A 24,783-nucleotide genomic window follows, 5' to 3' on the forward strand; every position below is an offset into this window, starting at 1 on the left:
GAGGACCTCGCCGAGGAGTGCGTTGCCGCGCTGCTCCCCACGGCTCCTCAGGGCGCCTCCGCGGCCGGGGTCGTGGCGATGCGGGGGAGGGCGTACGGGTGCTCGGCCACCAGCCAGGTGATCAGGCGTTCACGGACCGTGCAACGCAGCGTCCAGAGGTCGTCGGCGTCCTTCGCCGTGACCACGGCGCGGACCTGGACCGTGTGCGGTGTGGTGTCCGTCACGGCGAGGGAGCCGCCGCGGCCGTCCCACTCCGGGATTTCCGTCAGGACGTGCCGGAGCCGCTCCCGCATCAGATCGATCGGCGCGCCGTGGTCCAGGTGCCAGAAGACCGTGCCGGTCATCTGTGCGCCGCCGCGCGACCAGTTCTCGTAGGGCTTGCTCGTGAAATACGACACGGGCATCGTGATGCGCCGCTCGTCCCAGGTGCGGACCGTCAGGAAGGTCAGGGTGATCTCCTCGACCCGGCCCCACTCCTCGTCGACCACCACCGTGTCGCCGATGCGGACGGTGTCGCCGAAGGCGATCTGGAGGCCGGCGAAGAGGTTGCTGAGCGAGGCTTGGGCGGCGATGCCCGCCACGATGCCGAGGACGCCCGCGGAAGCCAGCAGCGAGGCGCCGAACGCACGCATCGGGGGGAAGGTCAGCAGCATCGCCGCCGCGGCGACCACGACCAGCACCGCGGTGACCACCCGCTGGATCAGCGTGACCTGGGTGCGCACCCGGCGCACCCGGGCCTCGTCCTCGGTCACCGCCGCGTAGCGCGCGTACGTCGAGTCGACCACGGCCGTCGCGATGCGCACCGCGAGCCAGGCCGCGGAGGCGATCAGGACCAGGGTGAGGAACCGGCCGACGCCGAAGGCGTGGTCGGGCAGGATTCCGGCCCACCGGTGGGAGGCCCTGAGCAGCGAGGTGCACAGGACGACCTGGAAGGGCAGCCGGCAGCGGCGCAGCAGGCCCCACAGCGGGGTCTCGGTGTGCCGGGCGTCGGCCCGGCGCAGCAGCAGGTCCAGCAGCCAGCCCGCGATCAGGGTGGCGACCAGTGCGCCGCCGAGGACCGTGACGGGGCGCAGGACGTTCTCCATCTCCATGGGGACGAACGTAGCGGGAAGCGGTCCGCGGGCCCCGTGTCCTCGGCGGCTGGCACGATGGAGGCATGAACATCATGCTTTTCCATTCGACGTACGGGCTGCGGCCCGCGGTGCACGCGGCGGCCGACCGGCTGCGCGCGGCCGGGCACCAGGTCCAGGTGCCGGATCTCTTCGAGGGACGCACCTTCGGGACCGTCGAGGAGGGCATGGCCCACCAGGACGAGATCGGCCGTGACGAACTGCTGAAGCGCGCGGTGTCGGCCTCCGCCCCCTACTCGGACCAGGGGCTGGTCTACGCGGGCTTCTCCTTCGGCGGTTCGCTCGCCCAGCACCTGGCGATGGCCGACGAGAAGGCGCGCGGGCTGCTCCTCCTGCACGGGACGGCGGACCTGGAGGACGACGCCTCGGTGGACGAGCTGCCCGTGCAGCTGCACATCGCGGACCCCGATCCCTTCGAGCCGCACGACTGGCTGACGGCCTGGTACCTGCGGATGCAGCGGGCGGGCGCCGACGTGGAGGTCCACAGCTACCCGGGTGCCGGCCACCTGTTCACCGACCCGGAGCTGGACGACTACGACGCCGAGGCCGCCGAGCAGCTCTGGAAGGTCGCCCTCGGCTTCCTCGACAGCCTGTAGGCGTGCAGACGGAAGGGCCCGGCCCGGCGGATGCCGGACCGGGCCCTCGTCGTCGGTGGGTCAGCCCGCGCGGTACGCGGTCCAGCTGCTCGACATGCGAGCGACCTGGCCCGCGGTGAACTGGTACATGCAGGAGTCGTACGTGTAGTCCATGAAGTTGCGGATCGGGTCCGCGCCCGGCTTGCTCGCGCAGCTGTCGCGCCCGGTCGGGCACTCGTACGCGGCGCTCTTCTCGGCCGGGGTGTCGGAGACGTAGTCGCCGTTGCCGCTGCAGCCGCCCTGGAAGGTGTGGTAGAGCCCCAGCCAGTGGCCGACCTCGTGGGTGGCGGTGTCACCCTCGTTGTAGTTGGCGGAGGAGCCGCCCGGCAGCGAGCTGTCGAGCACGACCACGCCGTCCATCTTGGGGCTGGAGGCGTAGGACGTCGGGAAGGTCGCCCAGCCGAGCAGGCCGCCGGAGAGCTTGGCGGTGTAGAAGTTGAGCGCGCCCGGTCCGCCCTTGCGCAGGGTGTTCTTCATGTCCTTCTCGGCCTGGGAGCCGGAAGCCAGGTTGTACCAGGTGGCGTTGTCCGTGTAGTCGGTGGCCGCCAGGGTGAACTGGAAGTTCGTGTTGACGTTGCCGGCGCCCTGGCCGCCGTAGGCCGCGTTGAGGACCGCGAGCTGCTTGCTGACGTCCGTGGCCGTGAGCTTCCCGGTGGTGCCGGAGTGCACGACGTGGAAGTACACCGGGATGTTCACGACGGCCTCGGCGGCCGCCAGGCTGCGCTGCGGCTGGTTCTTGAGGGCCTTGTCCAGCTTCGACTTGAGGTCGGCGTCCATGGACTGCGCCTGCGCGTCGCTGATCGCGTTGGGCTCGTCCGCGTGTTCGTCGTGGGCGCGGGCGACGCGGGCGTTCGCGGCGCCGGAGGCGGCGGGCTGGTCGGCGCAGACCTCGGTGGGGGAGGCGGAGGCCGCGAGCGTGGTGGGGGACGCCAGCGGGGTGAAGGCCAGGGTTCCGGCCAGAACCGCCGTGCCCATCAGGCTGCGGCGGAGAAGGGGGGATATGCGGGCAACTGCGCGCACGTGTGCTCCTCGCGTGGGGGTGCGGGGTGGTGGGGGGTGGTGGCCTGAAGATCTTCTTCAGCTGGCGCGAAGCTTATGTGTGCATGACATATTCAGGTCAAGTGCCTTGCGTAAAAGATTTGTTGCTTCTGATGCGCATGGGGCGCCTGGTATGTACCAGACGCCCCATGTGGCAGGAGAATTGACGGTCGATCAGCGGACGGGCTGGTGCACCCGCTCCACCGTCTGGGTCCCGTTCAGCGTCCGGTACGACCGGCTCCACGCGGACGTGGCACCCGGCTGCCGCTTGTCGGACACCACGTAGTAGTCCATCTGCGAGCGCTCCGCCGTCACGTCCAGCACGCCGTAGCCGTGTGCGTCCATGTCGAGCCACTTCACGTGCCAGTTGGCGGCCTTGATGGCCGATTCGGCGACCAGCGAGAGGGTGTCCGGCAGGACGTGCAGGATGTCGTCGAGGTTGTCGGAGGTCACCGAAGTGACCACGAACTCGGTCGCCGCCGTGCCCGAGCCCGGGTACGTGGCCATGTTCATCGGGACCTCGTTCGCCCAGGCCATGTGGATGTCACCGGTCAGGAACACGGTGTTCTTGATGCCCCGGTCCTTCAGGTGTCCCAGCAGCTCCTTGCGGTCGTCCGTGTAGCCGTCCCACTGGTCCGCGCTGATCGCGATGCCGCCCTCGGGCAGGCCGAGCAACTTGGTGAGCGGCTTCAGCAGGTGCGCGGGGAGCGATCCGAAGGCCACCGGCGAGATCATCACGGAGGTGCCGACCAGCTTCCAGGTCGCCTCCGAGCCCGCGAGGCCCGACTTGAGCCAGTCCAGCTGGGCCCGCCCGGTGATGGTGCGCTCCGGGTCGTCCACCGAGCCGCTGCCGACCTTGGTCTGCTGCGAGCGGAAGGAGCGCAGGTCCAACAGGTGCAGGTCGGCGAGGGTGCCGAAGCGCAGCCGGCGGTAGACGGTGCCCGCGATGGAGGCGCGGACGGGCATCCACTCGAAGTACGCCTGCTTGGCGGCGGCGGCGCGGGCCGCCCACTCGCCCTCGGCCCCCGGGGTGTGGTTCTCGGCGCCGCCGGCCCAGGCGTCGTTGGCGAACTCGTGGTCGTCCCAGATGGCGATGATCGGGTGCGCGTGGTGCAGGGCCTGGAGGTCGGCGTCCGTCTTGTACTTGCCGTGGCGCGTGCGGTAGTCGGCGAGCGAGACGATCTCGTGCTTCGGCTCGTGCGGGCGTACGACGTACTTCGCCTCCGGATATCCCCCGGACTGGTACTCGTAGATGTAGTCGCCCAGGTGCAGGATCGCGTGCAGGTCCGTGCGGGCCGCCAGGTGGCGGTAGGCGGAGAAGTAGCCGGACTCCCAGTTGGCGCAGGAGACCACGCCGAAGCGGACCCCCTCGGTCGTCGTCTCGTGGGCCGGGGTGGTCAGGGTGCGCCCGACGGGGGAGGAGGTGCTGCCGGCGGTGAACCGGTACCAGTACGGCGTCTGCGGCTGCAGCCCGCGCACGTCCACCTTGACCGTGTGGTCGGTGGCGGCGCTCGCGGTGACGGTGCCGGAGCCGACGATGCGGGTGAAGCCCTTGTCGGCCGCCACTTCCCAGTTCACCTGGGTGGCCGGGCCGAGCCCGGAGCCGGGAACGGCTTCGGGCGTCGGGGTGACGCGGGTCCAGAGCAGGACCCCGTCGGGCAGCGGGTCGCCCGAGGCGACGCCGTGGAGGAAGGCGGGAGCGGTGCCCGCCGCGTGGGCGGCCGATGCGCCCAGCGAGGTGAGGGGGGCCAGTGCGGCCGTGGCCGCGGCGGCCAGAACGACCGTGCGACGGCGGGGAGTTGCCGCGGACTGGGAGGAGGTGAGATGACTGGTCACGGATGATCATATTACCGACGGGTACACCTCTTCGAACAGATGCGTGCATGCAAAGGGCGGGCGAACTCTGGGAGTTCGCCCGCCCTTCGAGGAGGCCCGTCCGGACGGTGATTTCCGGATCGCCCCGGGATCAGCCCTGCAGGGCCTTGTCGATCGCCGCCGTGAACAGCTCCGCCGTCTGCGGAGTGTCGATCTTCTTGCCGTCCATCTTCAGGGTCGGCGTGCCCTTCACCCCGGACTTGTCGAAGGACTTCGACATCTCCAGCGCCCACCGGTCGTACGTACCGTCCTCGACGGCTTTCTTGAACTCGGCGTTGCCCTTGAGCGCCGGGACCGTGTCCGCGACCTTCAGCAGGTAGTCGTCCTTGGCGAAGCTGTCGACGCTCTCCTCGGGGTGCAGGTCCTTGGAGTACAGCGCGCCCTTGTACTGCAGGAAGGCCTCCGGGCTGACGTTCAGCGCCGCGCCCAGGGCGCTCAGCGCGTTCTTCGAGCCCTCGCCCTTGACGGCGTTGTCGATGAAGGTGGCGCCGATGTACTGGAGCTTGTACTTGCCCGCGTCCACGTCCTTCTTGATCTGCTCGCCGGCCGCCTGCTCGAAGGCGGCGCAGGCCGGGCAGCGCGAGTCCTCGTACAGCTCCAGGGTCTTCTTGGCGTCGGGCTTGCCGATGACGACCGTGGTGCCGTCCTCGCCCTCGGTGTTCTTCGGCTTGACCAGCTCGGCCGTGGCGGCCTTCTCCCAGTGGGTGGGCTGGTTGGACTGGACGACCGCGTAGCCGATGGCGCCGACCAGGCCGAGGGCCGCGACCACCGCGCCCGCCACGACGACCTGGCGGCGCACCTTGTCCTTCTTGGCCTGGGCCTCGCGCTCGGCGCGCAGGCGCTCGCGGGCCGCTGCCTTGTTCGCCTGGCTGTTGCGTGAACTCATCATGATCTCCGTGGGGTGTGACGTGTGGAAGGGACTGCCGTACGTGCGTCAGGCGCGGGCGAGCGCGCCGAGCACGGGGGGTCCCCGCCGTCCCACGGAGTGTGCCGGGAAGCGGGTGCGGGCCCCGGCGGCCGGGCGGACCGACCGCAGCAGCGCCCGCGCCGGCCGGCGGACCACCGCGACCGAGGTCGCCGCCAGCAGCAGCGGCCGGAACGCGAAGGCGGCCACCGCCCGCAACAGCCGGCCCAGTGCCCGCTCGCCGTGCCGCAGCCAGGCCGCGGCCAGCAGCCCGACCGAGACGTGGGCGCCGAGCAGCAGCCAGGGCGTGTACGGCCCCGGCGAGGACAGCAGCGCGGCCGCGTCGGCCGGCCCGGTCACCTCGGTCAGCGGCCCGCCCACCGGCGTGCCGCCGCACAGGGCGTCCAGACCCATGGCGCGCAGCGGGCCCGCGACGGGTCCGCCGGCCGGGCCGTAACAGAGGTGCTGTCCGGTGGTGAAGACGGTGTCGGCGGCCAGCTCCAGCGGTACGAGCAGCCCGGCGATGGGGCCGAAGCCCCGTTCACGGCCCGCCAGCGCGTAGGCGATCGCGAACACACCCGCGAAGGCCCCGGCCACCAGCGTGCGCGGCAGCGGGACCTGGGACATCAGGACGTGCGAGCCCGAGGAGAGCAGTACGACGAGCGCGCTGAACAGCGCGGCCCGCAGCCCCCTGAGTCCCGTCCCGGAAATGTCCATCCTCGCGAGTGTGCCATGCGTTCCTGTGGAACGAGCGGCTCAGGGAGTGAGACGCCCGTTACGGAAGAGGTCCACGAAGATCTGGTGGTCGGCGCGCGCCCGGGCCCCGTACGCGTGGGCGAAGTCCACGAGCAGCGCCGCGAAGCCGTCCTCGTCGGCGGCGATCGCCGCGTCGATGGCCCGCTCGGTGGAGAAGGGCACCAGGGACTGCCCGCTCTCGGCCTCGTCGGCCGACGCGTGCATGGTCGCGGTCGCCCGGCCGAGATCGGCGACGACGGCCGCGATCTCCTCCGGGTCGTCCAGGTCCGACCAGTCCAGGTCCACCGCGTACGGGGAGACCTCCGCCACCAGCTGCCCGGCCCCGTCCAGCTCCGTCCAGCCCAGCCACGGGTCCGCGTGCGCCTGCAGGGCGCGCTGCGAGATGACCGTGCGGTGCCCCTCGTGCTGGAAGTACTCCCGCACCGCCCGGTCCGTGATGTGCCGGGAGGCCGCCGGGGTCTGCGCCTGCTTGAGGTAGATCACGACGTCGTTCTCCAGGGCGTCGCTGTGCCCCTCCAGCAGGATGTTGTAGGAGGGCAGGCCCGCCGAGCCGATGCCGACGCCCCGGCGCCCCACCACGTCCTTGACCCGGTAGGAGTCCGGACGCACGAGGGACTCGTCGGGGAGGGTCTCCAGGTACCCGTCGAAGGCGGCCAGCACCTTGTAGCGGGTGGCGGCGTCCAGCTCGATCGAGCCGCCGCCGGAGCTGAAGCGGCGCTCGTAGTCCCGTATCTCCGTCATGGAGTCCAGCAGGGAGAAACGGGTCCGGGAGCGGGCCGAGCGCAGCGCGTCCAGCAGCGGGCCCTCGGCGGTGTCCAGGGTGAAGGAGGGCACCTCCTCGTGCTTCGCGCCCGCCGCCAGCCGGTGGATCCGCTCCCGGTAGGCACCCGCGTAGATGCGCACCAGCTCGCTTATCTGGTCGTCGCTGAGCGCCTTGGTGTAGCCGATCAGGGCGACGGAGGCGGCGAACCGCTTCAGGTCCCAGGTGAAGGGGCCGACGTAGGCCTCGTCGAAGTCGTTCACGTTGAAGACGAGCCGACCGTTGGAGTCCATGTACGTGCCGAAGTTCTCGGCGTGCAGGTCTCCGTGGATCCACACCCGGCCCGTCCGCTCGTCCAGGTAGGGGCCGCCGTGCCGGTCCCGCTCCAGGTCGGAGTAGAAGAGACAGGCGGTACCCCGGTAGAAGGCGAAGGCCGAAGCCGCCATCTTGCGGAATTTGACCTGGAAGGCAGCGGGGTCGGCGGCGAGCAGCTCACCGAACGCGGTGTCGAACACGTCGAGGATCTGCTCGGCGCGCTGCTCGTCGGTCGTCTCGGGGACCGCCATGGCGGGTTCCTCCTGGTGCACGGGCTGTTTCAGGTTCCGACCGACTGGACGCCGGATCGGTCCTCCTGGTTCTGCAACGCCCGACCGTACCGGTCAGTGCCCGTGATCTGTCACCCGGCCGACGTAGGATTCGAAGTTGCCCCCCGCCCCCCGCCCTCGGAGGACCCGCGCCGTGACAAAGCCGCCGTTCACGCACCTGCACGTCCACACCCAGTACTCGCTGCTGGACGGTGCCGCGCGGCTGAAGGACATGTTCAACGCGTGCAACGAGATGGGCATGACGCACATCGCCATGTCCGACCACGGCAATCTGCACGGCGCCTATGACTTCTTCCACACCGCGCAGAAGGCCGGCATCACGCCGATCATCGGCATCGAGGCGTACGTCGCCCCCGAGTCCCGGCGCAACAAGCGGCGCATCCAGTGGGGCCAGCCCCACCAGAAGCGCGACGACGTCTCCGGTTCCGGCGGTTACACCCACAAGACGATCTGGGCGGCGAACTCCACCGGCCTGCACAACCTCTTCCGGCTGTCCTCCGACGCGTACGCCGAGGGCTGGCTCACCAAGTGGCCGCGCATGGACAAGGAGACCATCAGCCAGTGGTCCGAGGGGCTGATCGCCTCCACCGGCTGCCCCTCCGGCGAGGTCCAGACCCGGCTGCGCCTCGGCCAGTTCGACGAGGCCCTCAAGGCCGCCTCCGACTACCAGGACATCTTCGGCAAGGGCCGCTACTTCCTGGAGCTGATGGACCACGGCATCGAGATCGAGCGCCGGGTGCGCGACGGGCTGCTGGAGATCGGCAAGAAGCTCGGCATCCCGCCGCTGGTCACCAACGACTCGCACTACACCTACGCGCACGAGGCCGGCGCCCACGACGCCCTGCTCTGCATCCAGACCGGCAAGAACCTCTCGGACCCGGACCGCTTCCGCTTCGACGGCACCGGCTACTACCTGAAGTCCACCGACGAGATGTACGCGGTCGACTCCTCGGACGCCTGGCAGGAGGGCTGCGCCAACACCCTCCTCGTCGCCGAGCAGATCGACACGACCGGCATGTTCGAGGCCAAGAACCTCATGCCGAGGTTCGAGATCCCCGAAGAGGGCTACACCGAGATCACCTGGTTCAAGGAGGAAGTGCGGCGCGGCATGGCCCGCCGCTACCCCGGAGGGGTACCCGACGACCGCCAGAAGCAGGCCGAGTACGAGCTGGACGTCATCATCCAGATGGGGTTCCCGGGCTACTTCCTCGTCGTCGCCGACTTCATCATGTGGGCGAAGAACAACGGCATCGCGGTGGGCCCCGGCCGAGGCTCCGCGGCCGGCTCGATCGTCGCGTACGCCATGGGCATCACCGACCTCGACCCGATCGAGCACGGGCTGATCTTCGAGCGGTTCCTGAACCCCGAGCGCGTCTCCATGCCCGACGTCGACATCGACTTCGACGAGCGCCGGCGCGTCGAGGTGATCCGGTACGTGACCGAGAAGTACGGCGAGGACAAGGTCGCCATGATCGGCACGTACGGCAAGATCAAGGCGAAGAACGCCATCAAGGACTCCGCACGCGTCCTCGGCTACCCGTACGCCATGGGCGACCGCCTCACCAAGGCGATGCCCGCCGACGTCCTCGGCAAGGGCATCGACCTCAACGGCATCACCGACCCCTCGCACCCGCGCTACAGCGAGGCGGGCGAGATCCGGGCGATGTACGAGAACGAGCCGGACGTGAAGAAGGTCATCGACACCGCCAGGGGTGTGGAGGGCCTGGTCCGGCAGATGGGCGTGCACGCGGCCGGCGTGATCATGTCCAGCGAGCCGATCGTCGACCACGCCCCGGTCTGGGTGCGGCACACCGACGGCGTGACGATCACGCAGTGGGACTACCCCCAGTGCGAGTCACTCGGCCTGATCAAGATGGACTTCCTGGGCCTGCGCAACCTGACCATCATGGACGACGCCGTCAAGATGGTGAAGGCCAACAAGGGCATCGAGCTCGACCTCCTCGCCCTCCCGCTGGACGACCCCAAGACGTACGAGCTGCTCTGCCGCGGTGACACGCTCGGCGTCTTCCAGTTCGACGGCGGCCCCATGCGCTCGCTGCTGCGCCTGATGAAGCCCGACAACTTCGAGGACATCTCCGCCGTCTCGGCCCTGTACCGGCCGGGCCCGATGGGCATGAACTCGCACACCAACTACGCCCTGCGCAAGAACAAGCAGCAGGAGATCACTCCGATCCACCCGGAGCTGGAGGAGCCCCTCAGGGAGGTCCTCGACATCACCTACGGCCTCATCGTGTACCAGGAGCAGGTGCAGAAGGCCGCCCAGATCGTCGCCGGGTACTCGCTCGGCGAGGCCGACATCCTGCGCCGTGTGATGGGCAAGAAGAAGCCCGACGAGCTGGCGAAGAACTTCACCATCTTCCAGGAGGGCGCACGCGGGAACGGCTTCAGCGACAAGGCCATCCAGGCCCTGTGGGACGTGCTGGTGCCGTTCGCCGGCTACGCCTTCAACAAGGCGCACTCCTCCGCGTACGGCCTGGTCACATACTGGACCGCCTACCTCAAGGCGAACTACCCGGCCGAGTACATGGCGGGGCTCCTCACCTCGGTCAAGGACGACAAGGACAAGTCCGCGATCTACCTGAACGAGTGCCGGCGCATGGGCATCAAGGTGCTGCCGCCGAACGTCAACGAGTCGGAGTCGAACTTCGCCGCCCAGGGCGACGACGTGATCCTCTTCGGGCTCACCGCGGTGCGCAACGTCGGCCAGAACGTCGTCGAGTCGATCATCAAGAGCAGGAAGGCCAAGGGGAAGTACTCCACCTTCCCCGACTTCCTGGACAAGGTCGAGGCCGTCGTCTGCAACAAGCGCACCGTCGAGTCGCTGATCAAGGCCGGCGCCTTCGACGAGATGGGCCACACCCGCAAGGGCCTGGTCGCGCACCACGAGTCGATGATCGACAACGTGGTCGCGGTCAAGCGCAAGGAGGCCGAGGGACAGTTCGACCTGTTCGGCGGGATGGGTGACGAGAACGCGAGCGACGAGCCCGGCTTCGGCCTCGACGTGGAGTTCTCCGACGTCGAGTGGGAGAAGTCCTACCTGCTCGCCCAGGAGCGCGAGATGCTCGGCCTCTACGTCTCCGACCACCCGCTCTTCGGCCTGGAGCACGTGCTCTCCGACAAGACGGACGCCGGCATCTCCCAGCTGACCGGCGGCGAGCACTCCGACGGCGCCGTCGTCACCATCGGCGGCATCATCTCGGGCCTCCAGCGCAAGATGACCAAGCAGGGCAACGCCTGGGCCATCGCCACCGTCGAGGACCTGGCCGGCTCCATCGAATGCATGTTCTTCCCGGCGACCTACCAGCTCGTCTCCACCCAGCTGGTCGAGGACACCGTGGTCTTCGTCAAGGGCCGCCTCGACAAGCGCGAGGACGTCCCCCGCCTGGTCGCCATGGAGATGATGGTCCCCGACCTCTCCTCGGCCGGCACCAACGCCCCGGTGGTCCTCACCATCCCCACCGTCAAGGTCACGCCGCCGATGGTGACCCGTCTGGGCGAGATCCTGCGCCACCACAAGGGCAACACCGAGGTGCGGATCAAGCTCCAGGGGCCGCGGACCACCACCGTGCTCCGCCTCGACCGGCACCGCGTCCAGCCCGATCCGGCGCTCTTCGGCGACCTCAAGGTGCTGCTCGGACCGTCCTGCCTGGCCGGATAGCGCCCCCGACGGTACGCGCGGAAGGGCCCGCCCGGTGACATCGGGCGGGCCCTTCCGCGTACGAGTACGGCCGTCAGTTGTGGCCGAACTTCTTCTCCTTGCGCTTGTGCGCCATGTCCATCGGGCTCGGCGCCGAGGAGGAGGGCATCGACTCGGTCTCCGAGGTGCCCTTGGCCGGATCCTGCCCCGACCGGGGCTGCTGCTTGGCGGGCTGCTTCTGGTTCTTGTTCTTGGCCATGGTGGAGCCTCCGTGAGGGTCTAGGGGCCAGGACCGCCTTCACACTCACATAACGCCAGAAACCGCGCATTTTGGATCATTACTGCGCGTAGCGGATGGCTCCCGCCCCGTCGACCGTGAGATCCGCCACGCCGATGATCGAGTTCCGGCCTTCAACACCCTTGGGGTCGGGCAGACTCGGGGAACCGCCGCAAAGCACAGAGGACCCCCAGGGAAGAGGGTGGAACGCGTGGACCGCTGCGTCGTCCTGGTGGATGCCGGCTACCTGCTGGGTGCCGCCGCCAGCCTTCTCGCCGGGGAGCCCTCCCGCTCCCGGATCACCATCGACCATGCCGCCCTCATCCAGGGCCTGCGCGAGCGGGCCGAGGCCGACACCGAACAGCCCCTGCTGCGCATCTACTGGTTCGACGGAGCGCCCGACCGGGTGCCCCAGCCCGAACACCGGCGGCTGCGCGTCATGCCCCGCGTCACCGTCCGGCTCGGCGCCCTAACCCGCAGCGACGGCCGCTGGGCGCAGAAGGGCGTCGACGCCGCCATGCACGCCGAACTCACCGAGCTGGCCCGCAACCGGGCCTGCTCCGACGTGGTCCTGGTCACCGGCGACGGCGACCTGCTGCCCGGCCTGATGTCCGCCAAGGAACACGGCGTCGCCGTCCACCTGTGGGCCGTCCAGGCCGCCGACGGGGACTACAACCAGTCCGAGGACCTCGTCGCCGAGGCCGACGAACGCCGGGTCCTGGACCGGGCCTGGATCACCCGGGCCGTCCGCGCCAAGGACCTCACCGGACTGTGCTCCCCGCCGCCCGCACCGCGCCCCGACATCGCCGCCATCCTCTCGGCCCCGCTGCCCGAGGCGGCGCTCGCCGAGGCCGCCCGCAACGGCGCCGCCGCCAACGGGACGGAAGACCGCGACGGAGCCCCCGTACCGGCACCCGCCACCCCCGGGGGCAAGCCGGTGCCCACCCCCAAGGACCTGGCCGGTGCGCTGCGCGCCACCGGCCAGCAGGGCCACCCGCAGACCGGGCCGAGCGGCGCCCACGCCCCCGCCAGCGCCCTGCGCTGGTCCTCCGACAAGGGGTGGATCGACCGGGCCGGACCGCTGGGCGAGCCCGCCGAGACCGCTTCGCTGCCCACCCTCGCCCAACTCACCAGCGCCGAACAGCGCTGGGCGGACCGCGAGGAGGACATCACCACCGTCGGCGGAGACCCGTTCGAGGTGGGACAGGTGTTCGCCCGACGCTGGATGGAGCGGCTCCCGGAGACCGTGCACCTGCAGAAGCTGGCCGCGATGTACCCGCGGATCCCGCACCGGATCGACGGCGAACTGCTGCGCTACGCGGCCCGGTTCGGGCTGCTCGCGCACAAGGACGACCAGATCGACGAGCACGACCGGTACGCCATCCGCGCCGGGTTCTGGCGGGAGATCGACGTCCGGGCCGCCGCCGAACACGTGGCCGCCGGACCGGCCACCGAGTCCGGAGCCGGCCCCGGCGAGCTCGCGGCCCCGCTGACCCCGACGGCCGAGTAGGGCCGAGAACCCCGTAGGCTGCTCCCTCGTGAGTACGGGCACAGCACAGGCGCGAGAAGGCACGGCAGCGGCCGCGGGAGCGGCGCCGGACGTCATCTTCACGGTGCGTGACCTGGTCAAGACGTATCCCGCGGTACGCGGCCGGCGCGGGGCCCCCGCCCTGCCCGAGACCCGCGCCAACGACGGGATCTGCCTGGACGTCCGGCGCGGCGAGATCTTCGGACTGCTCGGCCCCAACGGCGCCGGCAAGTCCACCCTGGTCCGCCAGCTCACCGGCCTGATGCGGCCGGACTCCGGCTCGGTGACCCTGCTCGGCCACGACCTCGTGGGCCACCCCGGACGGGCCTCCCGGCTGCTCGCCTACCTGGGGCAGGAGTCCACCGCCCTGGACGAGCTCACGGTGGCGCTGGCCGCCGAGACCACCGCCCGGCTGCGCGGACAGGGCGCCCGCGCCGCCCGGGCCGAGCGCGACGCCGTACTGGAGGAGCTCGGGCTGACCCCGATCGCCGGACGGCCCCTGAAGAAACTTTCCGGCGGCCAGCGCCGCCTCGCCTGCTTCGCCACCGCTCTGGTGGGGGAGCGGCCCGTACTGGTCCTCGACGAGCCCACCACCGGCATGGACCCGGTCGCCCGCCGGGCCGTGTGGTCCGCCGTCGACCGGCGGCGCGCGCAACACGGCGCGACGGTCCTGCTCGTCACCCACAACGTCATCGAGGCCGAGACCGTCCTCGACCGGGTCGCCGTCATCGACCAGGGCAAGGTCATCGCCTGCGACACCCCGGCCGGACTGAAGGCCACCGTCTCGGGCGAGGTCCGGCTGGACCTGGTCTGGCGCGAAAGCGCTCCGCTGGAGGTCCCGGAGGTCGCCGAGCTGCGCGACCGGGCGGTCGAGTCCGGGCGCCGCTGGGTGCTCCGGCTGGCCCCGGACGAGGCGAGGGCGGCGGTGGCCTCGGTCACCGGGGGCCCGGCCTTCGCCGCGCTCGACGACTTCACCCTGGCCACCCCCAGCCTCGAAGACGTGTACCTGGCCCTCGGCGGCAAGACGAAAGGGCTGGTGAAGTCGTGAGCGACCGTTCAACGGGGGCCGTCCGGGCCGTGCTCGCGCCCGATGCCGTGCCCTCGCCCCCGGCGGCCGCCGCGCCGGCGGGCGCCGCCGACGACCTCGCACAGACACTGCAGCCCGCGCCGCTGGCGCCCGGCGCGCGGTTCTTCCCCGCCCTGGCCGCCGTCTACCGGGCCCAGCTGTCCCGGGCCCGGGTGGCCCGGATCCCGCTGCTGTTCGTCGCCACCTTCCAGTCCGTCGGGATCATGATCCTGATGCGGGGCGTGGTCGACGGGGGCTCGGAGGCCCGCGCCGTCGTCGCCGGCTCCTCGGTGCTCGTCGTCGCCTTCGTCGCCCTAAACCTGCTCGCCCAGTACTTCGGGCAGCTGCGGGCCGGCGGCGGGCTCGACCACTACGCCACCCTGCCCGTGCCGCCGGCGTCGGTGGTGCTGGGCGCGGCCGCCGCGTACGCCTCCTTCACGCTGCCGGGGACCCTGGTCACCGCCGTCTTCGGATGCCTGCTGTTCGGGCTGCCGATGAGCGGACTGTGGATCCTGGCCGCGGTGGTACCGCTGGCCGGGGCCGCGCTGGCCGGGCTCGGCGCGGCGCTGGGACTGCTCGCACCGCGGCAGGAGCTGGCCACCCTCGCGGGGCAGCTCGGCATGTCGGCGGCGCTGCTGCTCGGGGTGCTGCCGCCCGAGCGGATGCCGGGGGTGATCGTATGGGCCCGGGACCTGCTGCCGTCCACGTACGGCGTCGAGGCGTTCGCCCGTACGTTCGCTCCGGAGCCGGACTGGGCCGCCGTCGCCTTCGACCTGGGCGTGTGCGGGGCCGTCGGGGTCCTCTCGCTCACCGTCGCGACCTGGGCGTACCGCCGGGCGGCCGTCCGCTGACACGGTCCGCCGACGCTGCTGCCGAGCACACCTGGCACGATGTGGGGGTGACCGAAGCCGTGACCCCGCAGTCCCCGCTCGACCCGCCGTCGCTCCCGACCGAGAAGCCGGGGGCCGCCTCCGGGGCGATCACCCCGGAGGACGTCCGGGACGGGGCCGTCGTCGCCCTGCTCGTCGGGGCGGCCGGACTGCTCCTCGGCCTGCTGTGGCTGTGGCTGGCCCCCCGGGTGCAGTACGTCTCCAACGGGGAGGCCGTGTTCCTGCACAACAGCGAGAGCGAGGCGCGGATCGCCTCCGACGGCACCTTCTTCCTGCTGTCGCTGGGGCTGGGCGTGCTCACCGCCGTCGGCACCTTCCTGTGGCGCCGGGCCGGCGGTGTGCCGCTGGTGATCGGGCTGGCCGTCGGGTCCTGCTTCGGAGCACTGGTGGGATGGCGGTTCGGACTGTGGCTGGGCCCGTCGTCGGACCTCGTCGCGGCCGCGAAGCAGGCGGGCAAGGGGGTTCCGTTCGACGCGCCGCTGGAGCTGCTCGCGCACGGGGCGCTGTTGGTCTGGCCAATGACCGCCGTGCTGCTGCACCTGGGGCTGACCGCGTTGTGGACGCCGCGGGAACCGGATCCCGAGCCCGTGCTCGGCTGGTCGGGGTTCTACCAGGCACCGACGTCGGCGACGCCGCCGCCCGCCGATGCCGCTCCCTCGGCACCGGAGGCCCCGCGGTCCTGACCCCGCCGGGGCTCCGCCCCCGGACCTCGCGCCTCAAACGCCGGCGGGGCTGAAGGATCGGGGATCCGCCCCGGACCCGCGCCTCAAGCGCCGGCGAGGCTGGGAGAGCCGGGCTTCGCCCCGTGCCCGCGCCTCAAACGCCGGCAGGGCTAGTTCTGACGGGCGATCGGGGCCAAGGTGGCCGAGGTGAGGGTGGTCAGGTCCGACGGGGAGAGTTCGATCTCCAGGCCGCGGCGCCCCGCCGAGCAGCAGATCGTGGGGTGCGCCGAGGCCGAGGCGTCGATCACCGTGCGCAGCCGCTTGCGCTGCCCCAACGGGGAGATGCCGCCGAGGACGTAGCCCGTGGTGCGCTCCGCCAGGGTCGGGTCGGCCATCGCCGCACGCTTGCCGCCGACCGCCGTCGCCAGGGCCTTCAGGTCCAGTGACCCCGAGACCGGGACCACCGCCACCGTCAGGACCCCGTCCACGTCCGCGACCAGGGTCTTGAAGACCTGCGCGGGCGAGACGCCGAGCGCCTGCGCCGCCTCCTCCCCGTACGAGGGATGGGCCGGGTCGTGCTCGTACGCGTGCGTGGTGAACGGCACGCCCGCCGCCGTCAGGGCGACGATCGCCGGGGTGCCCGCCGCCTGCTTGGACTTCTTCGCCATGTGTGTGCTCAGTTCGGGCTCGTCGGGGCACGGGTCAGGTCCACCGCCGGAAGGGACGGGAGGTGACGGATCACCGCCGTCTCCGTACGCAGCAACTTCAGCTCCTCCGCCAGCCGGGTCGCGGTGTCCGGGGCCTGGAGCAGCCGCTGCTTCGCCGGGATGTCCAGCACCGCCGCCGCAGCCACCAGGTAGGAGACCACCGAGGGCTCGTCGGGGAGCTCCGCGCCCGTCAGGGACCGCTCGCGGGCCCCTGCCAGCCGCTTCTGGTAGTTGCGGAAGGCCCGCAGCACGCCCTCGGCCAGGACGCCCGCGCCGTCGCCCGCGTCCTCCGGGAGCTCTTCCAGCTCAGCCGTCAGGAAGGGGCCCGAGGCGTCGACCGAGACCAGGCGGACCCGCGTCGTACCGGTCGCCAGGACCTCGAAGCTGCCGTCCTCCCGCTCCCGGACGGTCGCCGCGTCGGCGATGCAGCCCACCCGGTGGAAGGCCTGGATCGGGTCGGGGCCGAAGCCCGCCGCCGGGCCCCGCTCGGGCAGGGACGTCTGGTCCGGCAGGCCGGGCGCGGTCGGCGCGACCTCCCGGCCGTCGCGGATCGCGACGACCGCGAAACGGCGCGGCTCGTCCTCACCCGCCTTCAACAGCTCGCGCATCATGGCGCGATAACGCTCCTCGAAGATGTTCAGCGGGAGGACGAGTCCCGGGAACAGCACCGAATTCAGCGGGAAGAGGGGCAGGCGAACGGTGGTCACGACGCACAGGGTAATCGCCCGGGCCACCGAGGGTGTCCGGCGTTTGAGGGGCGGACGGCGTCACGTGCCCCGTCCGCCGGACGACCCCCGCCCCCGTCACCCCCGCCGCAGGAGCCGGGAAGCCCCCGCCGCCACCGTCGTGGCCAGGATCCAGCCCATGACGACCAAGCCCGCCGCCCCCCACTGCCAGCCGCCCTCCAGCTTCCACTGACCCTGCTGCCCGAGGTCGATCACCGGAAGCAGCAGGTCCAGCGCGTACAGGGCGGCGCTCCACTGCGGATGCTCGTCCTCCTTGATCGCCGGCGGGTGGAGCTGCGAGAACAGCAGCGCCCCCGCCGCCCACAGCACCGCCATCCACAGCGCGGCCCGGCCCGGCCGGTAGCCGTAGACCACCGTCCAGTCCTGGAGGTACCCCCACGCCTTCGGCCCCAGCGGCAGCGTGGCCCGGCGCCGCCGCTGCTTGGCCAGCAGCACCTCGCGGGCGTCCTGGTCCTCGCCGCTCGCCCGCAGTACGGCGGCCAGCCGCTCGTACGGCTCCGGCGAGTACTCGGGAGTGGCGGCCTCCAGCCACTCCAGGCGGCGGGAGAGCGGGAAGTGCCCCCGGGGCGCGAGGTTCTCGTAGACGAAGCCCTCGATGGACAGCCCGCCCGGGCCCGGCCAGCTCGTGGACGTGTCGACCAGCTTGACCACCTTGGCCCCGGACACCACCACCCGGCCCTGCTCCGGCCGCTCGCCGACGAACCGGAACTCGGGGGTCTGGATCCGGCGCAGCGATATCTCCTGCTCGGGCGTGAGCGTGAACCGCGCCCCGTAGAAGTCGATGGCGTCACCGAAGCGGCCGTCGTCCAGCCGCAACCCGCCCCGGCACTCGAAGTGCTGGGCCCGCCGGCCCCGGGTGGGCGTCGGCCCCAGCCCGTACGGGGGAGTGGAGGAACCCCCGTACGCCGCGTAGTCCAACGCGATGGAGGTCAGGTACAGGGTCCGCTCGACGGTCAGCTGCGGGGCGTTCAGCGCGAACCGTCCCTGCGGGTTGCGCAGGCGGGCCCCCCGCAGGTTCATCGACACGCCGACCTTCGCGCCGCGCAGGCTCACCTCCCCGTACGTCTCCAGCAGCTCCCCCTGTAAGTCCTGCGCCACCGACATCCCGTCCGCGGAGATCGCCCGGCCCTTGTTGTCGCGCTGCACCACGGCCTGGCTGACCAGCAGGTCGGTGCCGATCTGCGCGTCGGTCAGCCGGATCCCGCGCGCCACCCGGCAGCGCGGCAGGTGCAGATCGCCCTCGGTGTGCAGCCGGGCCGCCTCCAGCCGCGGTATCGCGCAGTTGATCAGGCGCAGCGTGCCGAAGCGGGCCTCGGACAGCTGGATCTCGCTGTCGAAGCGGCAGGACTGGAGCTCCACGTACGGGGCCACCGCGCCACCGGACAGTTCCAGCCGCCCGCTGATCCGCACCCCGCGCAGCTTGAGGGAGGCCACCCGGCCCGGCACGGGCGGCGGACCGTGCAGCAGCAGCCGGGCGACCACCCGGGCGCGGACGCTGCGCTCGGGCCCCCAGACGTGCTCGGCGTGCGGATCGTCGCGGTCGGCGGCGCGGGCGCTGAGATCGCAGACGCTGCCCGTGCGGTAGGCGTCCCACATGCGGCGTTCGGAAGCGGTGAGATCCGCCGGTTCCTCGTCCGTGCGCGCCTCGGTCACGGCGGCCCCCCTCCGCTGTCATCTCCGTGTACGGGGAAAGCTATCGGGCGCCTGTGACATCCGGGGCCCGTATCAGCCAGTGATACGGGCGAACGGTGGCGCGAAGCGGTCTGAGAGAATTGTGGGGTGATCTCTCGTATCGACCTGCGCGGTGACGCCCTCCCCGAGGGCGGCGCCCTGCGCTCCCTGCTGCCCCGTGCCGAGTTCGACGTAGAAGCCGCCCTGGAGAAGGTGCGGCCCATCTGCGAGGACGTCCATCATCGTGGCACGGCGGCGCTGATCGAGTACGCGCAGAAGTTCGACGGCGTCGAGCTCTCGCAGGTCCGGGTACCCGCGGAGGCCATCAAGGCCGCCCTGGAACAGCTGGACCCGGCCGTCCGCGCCGCCCTGGAGGAGTCGATCCGGCGCGCCCGGATCGTGCACCGCAATCAGCGCCGCACCGAGCACACCACCCAGGTGGTCCCCGGCGGCACCGTGACCGAGAAGTGGGTTCCCGTGGAACGCGTGGGGCTCTACGCCCCGGGCGGCCGCTCGGTCTACCCGTCCTCCGTCGTCATGAACGTCGTACCGGCCCAGGAGGCGGGCGTCGAGTCGATCGCGCTCGCGTCCCCGCCGCAGCGTGAGTTCGGCGGACTGCCGCACCCGACGATCCTCGCCGCGTGCGCGCTGCTCGGCGTGGACGAGGTGTACGCGGCCGGCGGCGCCGTGGCCGTCGCGATGTTCGCGTACGGCATGGAGGACTGCCTGCCGGTCAACATGGTGACCGGCCCCGGCAACATCTGGGTCGCCGCCGCCAAGCGCTACTTCACCGGGAAGATCGGCATCGACACCGAAGCCGGCCCGACCGAGATCGCCGTCCTCGCCGACTCCACGGCCGACCCGGTGCACGTCGCCGCCGACCTGATCAGCCAGGCCGAGCACGACCCGCTGGCCGCCGCCGTGCTCGTCACGGACTCCGCGGAGCTCGCGGACGCCGTCGAGCAGGAGCTGGCGCCGCAGGTCGCCGCGACCAAGCACGTCGAGGACCGGATCAAGCCGGCGCTGGCCGGTAAGCAGTCCGCGATCGTGCTGGTCGACAGCCTGGAGGACGGCCTCAAGGTCGTCGACGCGTACGGCGCCGAGCACCTGGAGATCCAGACCGCCGACGCCGCCTCCTGGGCCGCCCGCGTCCGCAACGCCGGCGCCGTCTTCGTCGGCCCGTGGGCCCCGGTCTCCCTGGGCGACTACTGCGCCGGCTCGAACCACGTGCTGCCCACCGGCGGCTGCGCCTGCCACTCCTCCGGCCTGTCCGTGCAGTCCTTCCTGCGCGGCATCCACATCGTCGACTACACGCGCGACGCCCTCGCCGAGGTCACCCACCACGTGGTGACGCTGGCCGAGGCCGAGGACCTGCCCGCGCACGGCGCCGCCCTGAAGGCACGCTTCGGATGGAAGGTCCCGAACCAGTGAGCATCGGAATCGACGACCTCCCCATCCGGGACGAGCTGCGCGGCAAGTCTCCGTACGGAGCCCCGCAGCTCGACGTGCCCGTCCAGCTGAACACCAACGAGAACCCGTACGAGCTGCCCGAGGAGCTCGTGCGGCGCATCGCCGAGCGCGTCTCCGAGGCGGCCCGCACCCTCAACCGCTACCCCGACCGGGACGCGGTCGAGCTGCGCACCGAGCTCGCCGCCTACCTCACCCGTACCGGCAAGCACCCGGTCGCACGGGAGAACGTCTGGGCCGCCAACGGCTCCAACGAGGTCATCCAGCAGCTGCTGCAGACCTTCGGCGGACCCGGCCGCACCGCGCTCGGCTTCGAGCCCTCCTACTCGATGCACGCGCTGATCTCCCGCGGCACCGGCACCGGCTGGATCTCCGGGCCGCGCCGCGAGGACTTCACGATCGACGTGGAGGCGGCCGAGCAGGCGATCACCGAGAACGCCCCCGACGTCGTCTTCATCACCTCGCCCAACAACCCCACGGGCACCGCGGTCGACGCCGAGACGGTCCTCGCCCTCTACGAGGCGGCGCAGGCGGCCAAGCCTTCCCTGGTGATCGTCGACGAGGCGTACGTGGAGTTCAGCCACCGCGACTCGCTGCTGCCCCTCATCGAGGGCCGCCCGAACCTGGTGGTCTCCCGGACCATGTCCAAGGCCTTCGGCGCGGCCGGCCTGCGCCTGGGCTACCTGGCGGCGCACCCCGCCGTCGTCGACGCCGTCCAGCTGGTGCGCCTGCCGTACCACCTGTCGGCCGTCACCCAGGCCACCGCACTGGCCGCCCTGGAACACACCGACACCCTGCTCGGCTACGTCGAGCAGCTCAAGGCCGAACGCGACCGCCTGGTCGCCGAACTGCGGGCCATCGGATTCGAGGTCACCGATTCCGACGCGAACTTCATCCAGTTCGGGAAGTTCGCGGACTCGCACACCGCCTGGCAGAAGATCCTCGACCAGGGCGTCCTGGTCCGCGACAACGGCGTACCGGGATGGCTGCGGGTCACCGCCGGCACCCCGGCGGAGAACGACGCGTTCCTGGAAGCGGTTCGCGCACTGAAGAAGGAGCAGCACGCATGAGCCGCATCGGACGGGTCGAACGGACCACCAAGGAGACTTCGGTCGTCGTCGAGATAAACCTCGACGGCACCGGCCAGGTCGACGTCTCGACGGGCGTGGGCTTCTACGACCACATGCTCGACCAGCTCGGCCGCCACGGCCTCTTCGACCTCACCGTCAAGACCGAGGGCGACCTGCACATCGACAGCCACCACACCATCGAGGACAGCGCGCTCGCGCTGGGCGCCGCCTTCAAGCAGGCCCTCGGTGACAAGGTCGGCATCTACCGCTTCGGCAACTGCACCGTGCCGCTCGACGAGTCCCTCGCCCAGGTGACCGTCGACCTGTCCGGCCGCCCCTACCTCGTGCACACCGAGCCCGAGAACATGGCGCCGATGATCGGCACGTACGACACGACGATGACCCGGCACATCTTCGAGTCCTTCGTCGCGCAGGCCCAGATCGCCCTGCACGTCCACGTCCCGTACGGCCGCAACGCCCACCACATCGTGGAGTGCCAGTTCAAGGCCCTCGCCCGGGCGCTGCGCTACGCCGCCGAGTTCGACCCGCGCGCGGCCGGCATCCTGCCCTCCACGAAGGGCGCCCTCTAGCCGTGAACGGCCTGAACACCATCCTGATCGTCCTCGGCCTGTTCCTGGCCGGGGGCGTCTACTCCTTCCAGAAGCAGAAGATGCCCAAGTCGGTCATCATCCTGCTGGCTCTGGCCTCCGCGATGTGTCTGGCCGCCGGAGTCCTGCGAATCCAGGGAATTTGGGAATGAGCGCAGTCCGCCCCACCAAGAACGTCGTCGTCTTCGACTACGGCTTCGGAAACGTCCGCTCCGCCGAGCGGGCCCTCGCCCGCGTCGGCGCGAACGTCGAGATCACCCGCGACTACGACAAGGCCATGGACGCCGACGGACTCCTCGTCCCCGGCGTCGGCGCCTTCTCCGCCTGCATGCAGGGCCTCAAGGACGCCCGCGGTGACTGGATCATCGGCCGCCGGCTCTCCGGCGGCCGCCCGGTCATGGGCATCTGCGTCGGCATGCAGATCCTCTTCGAACGCGGCATCGAGCACGGCGTCGAGACCGAGGGCCTCGACGAGTGGCCCGGCACGGTCGGCCCGCTCAAGGCCCCGATCGTCCCCCACATGGGCTGGAACACCGTCGAAGCCCCGGCCGACAGCCAGGCCTTCAAGGGAATGGACGCCGACGCCCGGTTCTACTTCGTGCACTCCTACGCGGCGCACGACTGGAGCCTCGAAATCACCAACCCGGCGATCCGCGCCCCCAAGGTCACCTGGGCCACCCACGGCGAGCGCTTCGTGGCGGCGGTGGAGAACCGGGCCCTGTGGGCCACGCAGTTCCACCCCGAGAAGTCCGGCGACGCCGGCGCCCAGCTCCTCACCAACTGGATCGAGACCCTGTGATGACCGCACCCACGCTCGAACTCCTGCCCGCGGTCGACGTCCGCGACGGACAGGCCGTCCGCCTTGTGCACGGGGTCTCCGGCAGCGAGACCTCCTACGGCTCCCCGCTGGACGCGGCCCTCGCCTGGCAGCGCTCCGGCGCCGAATGGCTGCACCTGGTCGACCTGGACGCCGCCTTCGGCACCGGCGACAACCGCGCCCTGGTCGCCGAGATCACCCGCGCCATGGACATCAAGGTCGAGCTCTCCGGCGGCATCCGCGACGACGCCTCGCTCGCCGCGGCCCTCGCCACCGGCTGCACCCGCGTCAACCTGGGCACCGCCGCCCTGGAGACCCCCGAGTGGGCCGCCAAGGCCATCGCCGAGCACGGCGACAAGATCGCGATCGGCCTCGACGTGCGCGGCACCACCCTCAAGGGCCGCGGCTGGACCAGCGAGGGCGGCGACCTCTACGAGACCCTCGCCCGCCTGGACTCCGAGGGCTGCGCCCGGTACGTCGTCACCGACATCGGCAAGGACGGCACGCTGACCGGCCCCAACCTGGAGCTGCTGAAGAACGTCTGCGCCGCCACCGACCGGCCCGTCGTCGCCTCCGGCGGCATCTCCTCCCTCGACGACCTGCGGGCGCTGTCCGAACTGGTTCCGCTGGGCGTCGAGGGCGCGATCGTCGGCAAGGCCCTGTACGCCAAGGCCTTCACCCTGGAAGAAGCCCTGAAGGTGGTATCCGCATGAGTTCCGACGCCGTACGCCGCATCTCCTCCGGCGGCCCCTATGAGGACGTCATCGCGTACTCCCGCGCCGTGCAGCTGCCGAACGGCCTGGTCCTGGTCTCCGGCTGCACCGCGGCCGACGCGGGTGGCCCGTACGACCAGACCGTCGCCGCCTTCGGCGTCGCCTTCAAGGCGCTCGCCCAGGCCGGCCTCGGCCCCGAGGACGTCGTGCGCACCCGCATGTACCTGACGCACGCCCGGGACGTGGACGAGGTGGGCCGCGCCCACAAGGAACTCTTCGACGCGGTCCGCCCGGCCGCGACCATGCTCATCGTCTCCGGCTTCGTCGACCCCAGCATGGTCGTCGAGGTGGAGGTCGAGGCGTTCAAGGCGGTGGCGGAATGACCCTCGCCGTACGCGTGATCCCCTGCCTGGACGTGGACAACGGCCGGGTCGTCAAGGGCGTCAACTTCCAGAACCTGCGCGACGCGGGCGACCCGGTGGAGATGGCGAAGCTGTACGACGCCGAGGGCGCCGACGAGCTGACCTTCCTCGACATCACCGCGTCCTCCGGGAACCGCGAAACCACCTACGACGTGGTGCGCCGCACCGCCGAGCAGGTCTTCATCCCGCTCACGGTGGGCGGCGGCGTCCGCACGGCCGACGACGTCGACAAGCTGCTGCGGGCCGGCGCGGACAAGGTCGGCGTGAACACCGCCGCCATCGTCCGCCCCGAGCTGATCCAGGAGATCGCGGAGCGCTTCGGCCGGCAGGTCCTCGTCCTGTCCGTCGACGCGCGCCGCACCGCTGCCGGAACCTTCGAGGTCACCACGCACGGCGGCCGGCAGGGCACCGGCATCGACGCGGTCGAGTGGGCGCACCGGGCGGCCGAACTGGGTGCGGGCGAGATCCTGCTCAACTCGATGGACGCGGACGGCACCAAGGACGGCTACGACGTCGAGATGATCGCGGCGGTCCGCAAGCACGTCACGGTCCCGGTGATCGCCTCGGGCGGCGCGGGCCGCCTCGCCGATTTCGCCCCGGCGATCGAGGCGGGTGCCGATGCGGTGCTCGCGGCGTCGGTCTTCCACTTCGGCGACCTGCGCATCTCGGAGGTCAAGTCGGCCCTCCGCGAAGCGGGCCACCCGGTCCGCTGATCCCGCCCGGGGGTTGCGGTTCCGGGTGCGGGCCGGTGGCCGCGCCTCAATCGCCGGCGGGGCTG

24 protein-coding genes are annotated in these 24,783 nt (G+C 71.2%); 14 read left to right on the plus strand and 10 right to left on the minus strand.

What is annotated here, in order from left to right:
* Positions 1-47 precede the first annotated feature (47 nt).
* On the minus strand, positions 48-1,085 hold the full coding sequence (locus tag OG207_RS30970; RefSeq protein WP_329108013.1) for a mechanosensitive ion channel family protein: 1,038 nt from the start codon (positions 1,083-1,085) through the stop codon (positions 48-50).
* Between the two features lie 71 nt (positions 1,086-1,156).
* Between OG207_RS30970 and OG207_RS30975 the strand changes: the two genes are divergently transcribed.
* Complete coding sequence (locus tag OG207_RS30975) at positions 1,157-1,726, plus strand: dienelactone hydrolase family protein (protein WP_329102932.1); 570 nt, start codon at positions 1,157-1,159, stop codon at positions 1,724-1,726.
* A gap of 60 nt (positions 1,727-1,786) precedes the next feature.
* On the opposite strand, the gene OG207_RS30980 is transcribed toward OG207_RS30975, so the two are convergent.
* The 5 genes from OG207_RS30980 to OG207_RS31000 all read right to left on the minus strand — a co-directional run bounded on the left by OG207_RS30980 (position 1,787) and on the right by OG207_RS31000 (position 7,664).
* A complete protein-coding gene (locus OG207_RS30980; RefSeq protein ID WP_329108016.1) occupies positions 1,787-2,740 on the minus strand; it encodes a zinc metalloprotease in 954 nt (317 codons plus the stop codon).
* 237 nt (positions 2,741-2,977) lie between these two features.
* Positions 2,978-4,639: an alkaline phosphatase D family protein gene (locus OG207_RS30985; protein WP_329102934.1), complete on the minus strand. Its 1,662-nt coding sequence runs from the start codon at positions 4,637-4,639 to the stop codon at positions 2,978-2,980.
* 130 nt (positions 4,640-4,769) lie between these two features.
* Positions 4,770-5,564 carry a DsbA family protein gene (locus OG207_RS30990; RefSeq protein ID WP_329108018.1) on the minus strand — a complete coding sequence of 265 codons (795 nt, stop codon included), beginning with the start codon at positions 5,562-5,564 and terminating at the stop codon, positions 4,770-4,772.
* A gap of 48 nt (positions 5,565-5,612) precedes the next feature.
* Positions 5,613-6,299, minus strand: a complete 687-nt coding sequence (locus OG207_RS30995; RefSeq protein WP_329102936.1) for a hypothetical protein — start codon at positions 6,297-6,299, stop codon at positions 5,613-5,615.
* Between the two features lie 39 nt (positions 6,300-6,338).
* A complete protein-coding gene (locus OG207_RS31000) occupies positions 6,339-7,664 on the minus strand; it encodes a DUF2252 domain-containing protein (protein ID WP_329102938.1) in 1,326 nt (441 codons plus the stop codon).
* Between the two features lie 172 nt (positions 7,665-7,836).
* Between OG207_RS31000 and dnaE the strand changes: the two genes are divergently transcribed.
* Positions 7,837-11,382: a DNA polymerase III subunit alpha gene (gene dnaE / locus OG207_RS31005; protein WP_329102940.1), complete on the plus strand. Its 3,546-nt coding sequence runs from the start codon at positions 7,837-7,839 to the stop codon at positions 11,380-11,382.
* Between the two features lie 73 nt (positions 11,383-11,455).
* Here dnaE and OG207_RS31010 read toward each other — a convergent pair whose 3' ends face one another.
* Positions 11,456-11,620 (minus strand): hypothetical protein, encoded by a 165-nt coding sequence (locus tag OG207_RS31010; protein WP_329102942.1) that lies wholly within the window; start codon positions 11,618-11,620, stop codon positions 11,456-11,458.
* Positions 11,621-11,840: 220 nt separating this feature from the next.
* Here OG207_RS31010 and OG207_RS31015 point away from each other — a divergent pair, with 220 nt between their 5' ends.
* The 4 genes from OG207_RS31015 to OG207_RS31030 all read left to right on the plus strand — a co-directional run bounded on the left by OG207_RS31015 (position 11,841) and on the right by OG207_RS31030 (position 15,805).
* Positions 11,841-13,148 carry an NYN domain-containing protein gene (locus tag OG207_RS31015; RefSeq protein ID WP_329102944.1) on the plus strand — a complete coding sequence of 436 codons (1,308 nt, stop codon included), beginning with the start codon at positions 11,841-11,843 and terminating at the stop codon, positions 13,146-13,148.
* Between the two features lie 28 nt (positions 13,149-13,176).
* On the plus strand, positions 13,177-14,214 hold the full coding sequence (locus OG207_RS31020) for an ABC transporter ATP-binding protein (protein WP_402696275.1): 1,038 nt from the start codon (positions 13,177-13,179) through the stop codon (positions 14,212-14,214).
* A gap of 107 nt (positions 14,215-14,321) precedes the next feature.
* The gene (locus OG207_RS31025) at positions 14,322-15,083 is read left to right on the plus strand and encodes an ABC transporter permease (protein ID WP_329108022.1); all 762 of its coding nucleotides are present in this window, start codon (positions 14,322-14,324) and stop codon (positions 15,081-15,083) included.
* A gap of 47 nt (positions 15,084-15,130) precedes the next feature.
* The gene (locus OG207_RS31030) at positions 15,131-15,805 is read left to right on the plus strand and encodes a hypothetical protein (RefSeq protein ID WP_329102946.1); all 675 of its coding nucleotides are present in this window, start codon (positions 15,131-15,133) and stop codon (positions 15,803-15,805) included.
* Positions 15,806-15,954: 149 nt separating this feature from the next.
* Here OG207_RS31030 and ybaK read toward each other — a convergent pair whose 3' ends face one another.
* The 3 genes from ybaK to OG207_RS31045 form a co-directional block, all read right to left on the minus strand.
* Complete coding sequence (gene ybaK / locus OG207_RS31035) at positions 15,955-16,452, minus strand: Cys-tRNA(Pro) deacylase (protein ID WP_329102949.1); 498 nt, start codon at positions 16,450-16,452, stop codon at positions 15,955-15,957.
* 8 nt (positions 16,453-16,460) lie between these two features.
* A complete protein-coding gene (locus OG207_RS31040; protein ID WP_329102951.1) occupies positions 16,461-17,198 on the minus strand; it encodes an LON peptidase substrate-binding domain-containing protein in 738 nt (245 codons plus the stop codon).
* Between the two features lie 96 nt (positions 17,199-17,294).
* Positions 17,295-18,890 (minus strand): oxidoreductase, encoded by a 1,596-nt coding sequence (locus tag OG207_RS31045; RefSeq protein ID WP_402696278.1) that lies wholly within the window; start codon positions 18,888-18,890, stop codon positions 17,295-17,297.
* Positions 18,891-19,016: 126 nt separating this feature from the next.
* On the opposite strand from OG207_RS31045, the gene hisD reads away from it, so the two are divergent.
* The 8 genes from hisD to hisF are packed head-to-tail and all read left to right on the plus strand — an operon-like array spanning position 19,017 to position 24,718.
* Complete coding sequence (gene hisD, locus OG207_RS31050) at positions 19,017-20,339, plus strand: histidinol dehydrogenase (RefSeq protein ID WP_329102953.1); 1,323 nt, start codon at positions 19,017-19,019, stop codon at positions 20,337-20,339.
* A complete protein-coding gene (locus OG207_RS31055) occupies positions 20,336-21,445 on the plus strand; it encodes a histidinol-phosphate transaminase (protein ID WP_329102955.1) in 1,110 nt (369 codons plus the stop codon). The genes hisD and OG207_RS31055 overlap by 4 nt, the downstream gene beginning before the upstream one ends.
* Positions 21,442-22,035, plus strand: a complete 594-nt coding sequence (gene hisB, locus OG207_RS31060) for an imidazoleglycerol-phosphate dehydratase HisB (protein ID WP_329102957.1) — start codon at positions 21,442-21,444, stop codon at positions 22,033-22,035. Before OG207_RS31055 ends, hisB begins: the two co-directional genes overlap by 4 nt.
* Positions 22,036-22,037: 2 nt before the next feature.
* Entirely contained in the window at positions 22,038-22,205 is a 168-nt protein-coding gene (locus OG207_RS31065; protein WP_030009964.1) for a hypothetical protein, read from the plus strand.
* Positions 22,202-22,852 (plus strand): imidazole glycerol phosphate synthase subunit HisH, encoded by a 651-nt coding sequence (hisH, locus tag OG207_RS31070; protein ID WP_329102959.1) that lies wholly within the window; start codon positions 22,202-22,204, stop codon positions 22,850-22,852. Before OG207_RS31065 ends, hisH begins: the two co-directional genes overlap by 4 nt.
* Entirely contained in the window at positions 22,852-23,583 is a 732-nt protein-coding gene (gene priA / locus OG207_RS31075; RefSeq protein WP_328790836.1) for a bifunctional 1-(5-phosphoribosyl)-5-((5-phosphoribosylamino)methylideneamino)imidazole-4-carboxamide isomerase/phosphoribosylanthranilate isomerase PriA, read from the plus strand. Before hisH ends, priA begins: the two co-directional genes overlap by 1 nt.
* Positions 23,580-23,966: a RidA family protein gene (locus OG207_RS31080; protein ID WP_328790837.1), complete on the plus strand. Its 387-nt coding sequence runs from the start codon at positions 23,580-23,582 to the stop codon at positions 23,964-23,966. The genes priA and OG207_RS31080 overlap by 4 nt, the downstream gene beginning before the upstream one ends.
* Entirely contained in the window at positions 23,963-24,718 is a 756-nt protein-coding gene (gene hisF / locus OG207_RS31085; RefSeq protein ID WP_161293725.1) for an imidazole glycerol phosphate synthase subunit HisF, read from the plus strand. Before OG207_RS31080 ends, hisF begins: the two co-directional genes overlap by 4 nt.
* Positions 24,719-24,783 lie beyond the last annotated feature (65 nt).

Source organism: Streptomyces sp. NBC_01439, from assembly GCF_036227605.1.
Classification (GTDB): domain Bacteria; phylum Actinomycetota; class Actinomycetes; order Streptomycetales; family Streptomycetaceae; genus Streptomyces.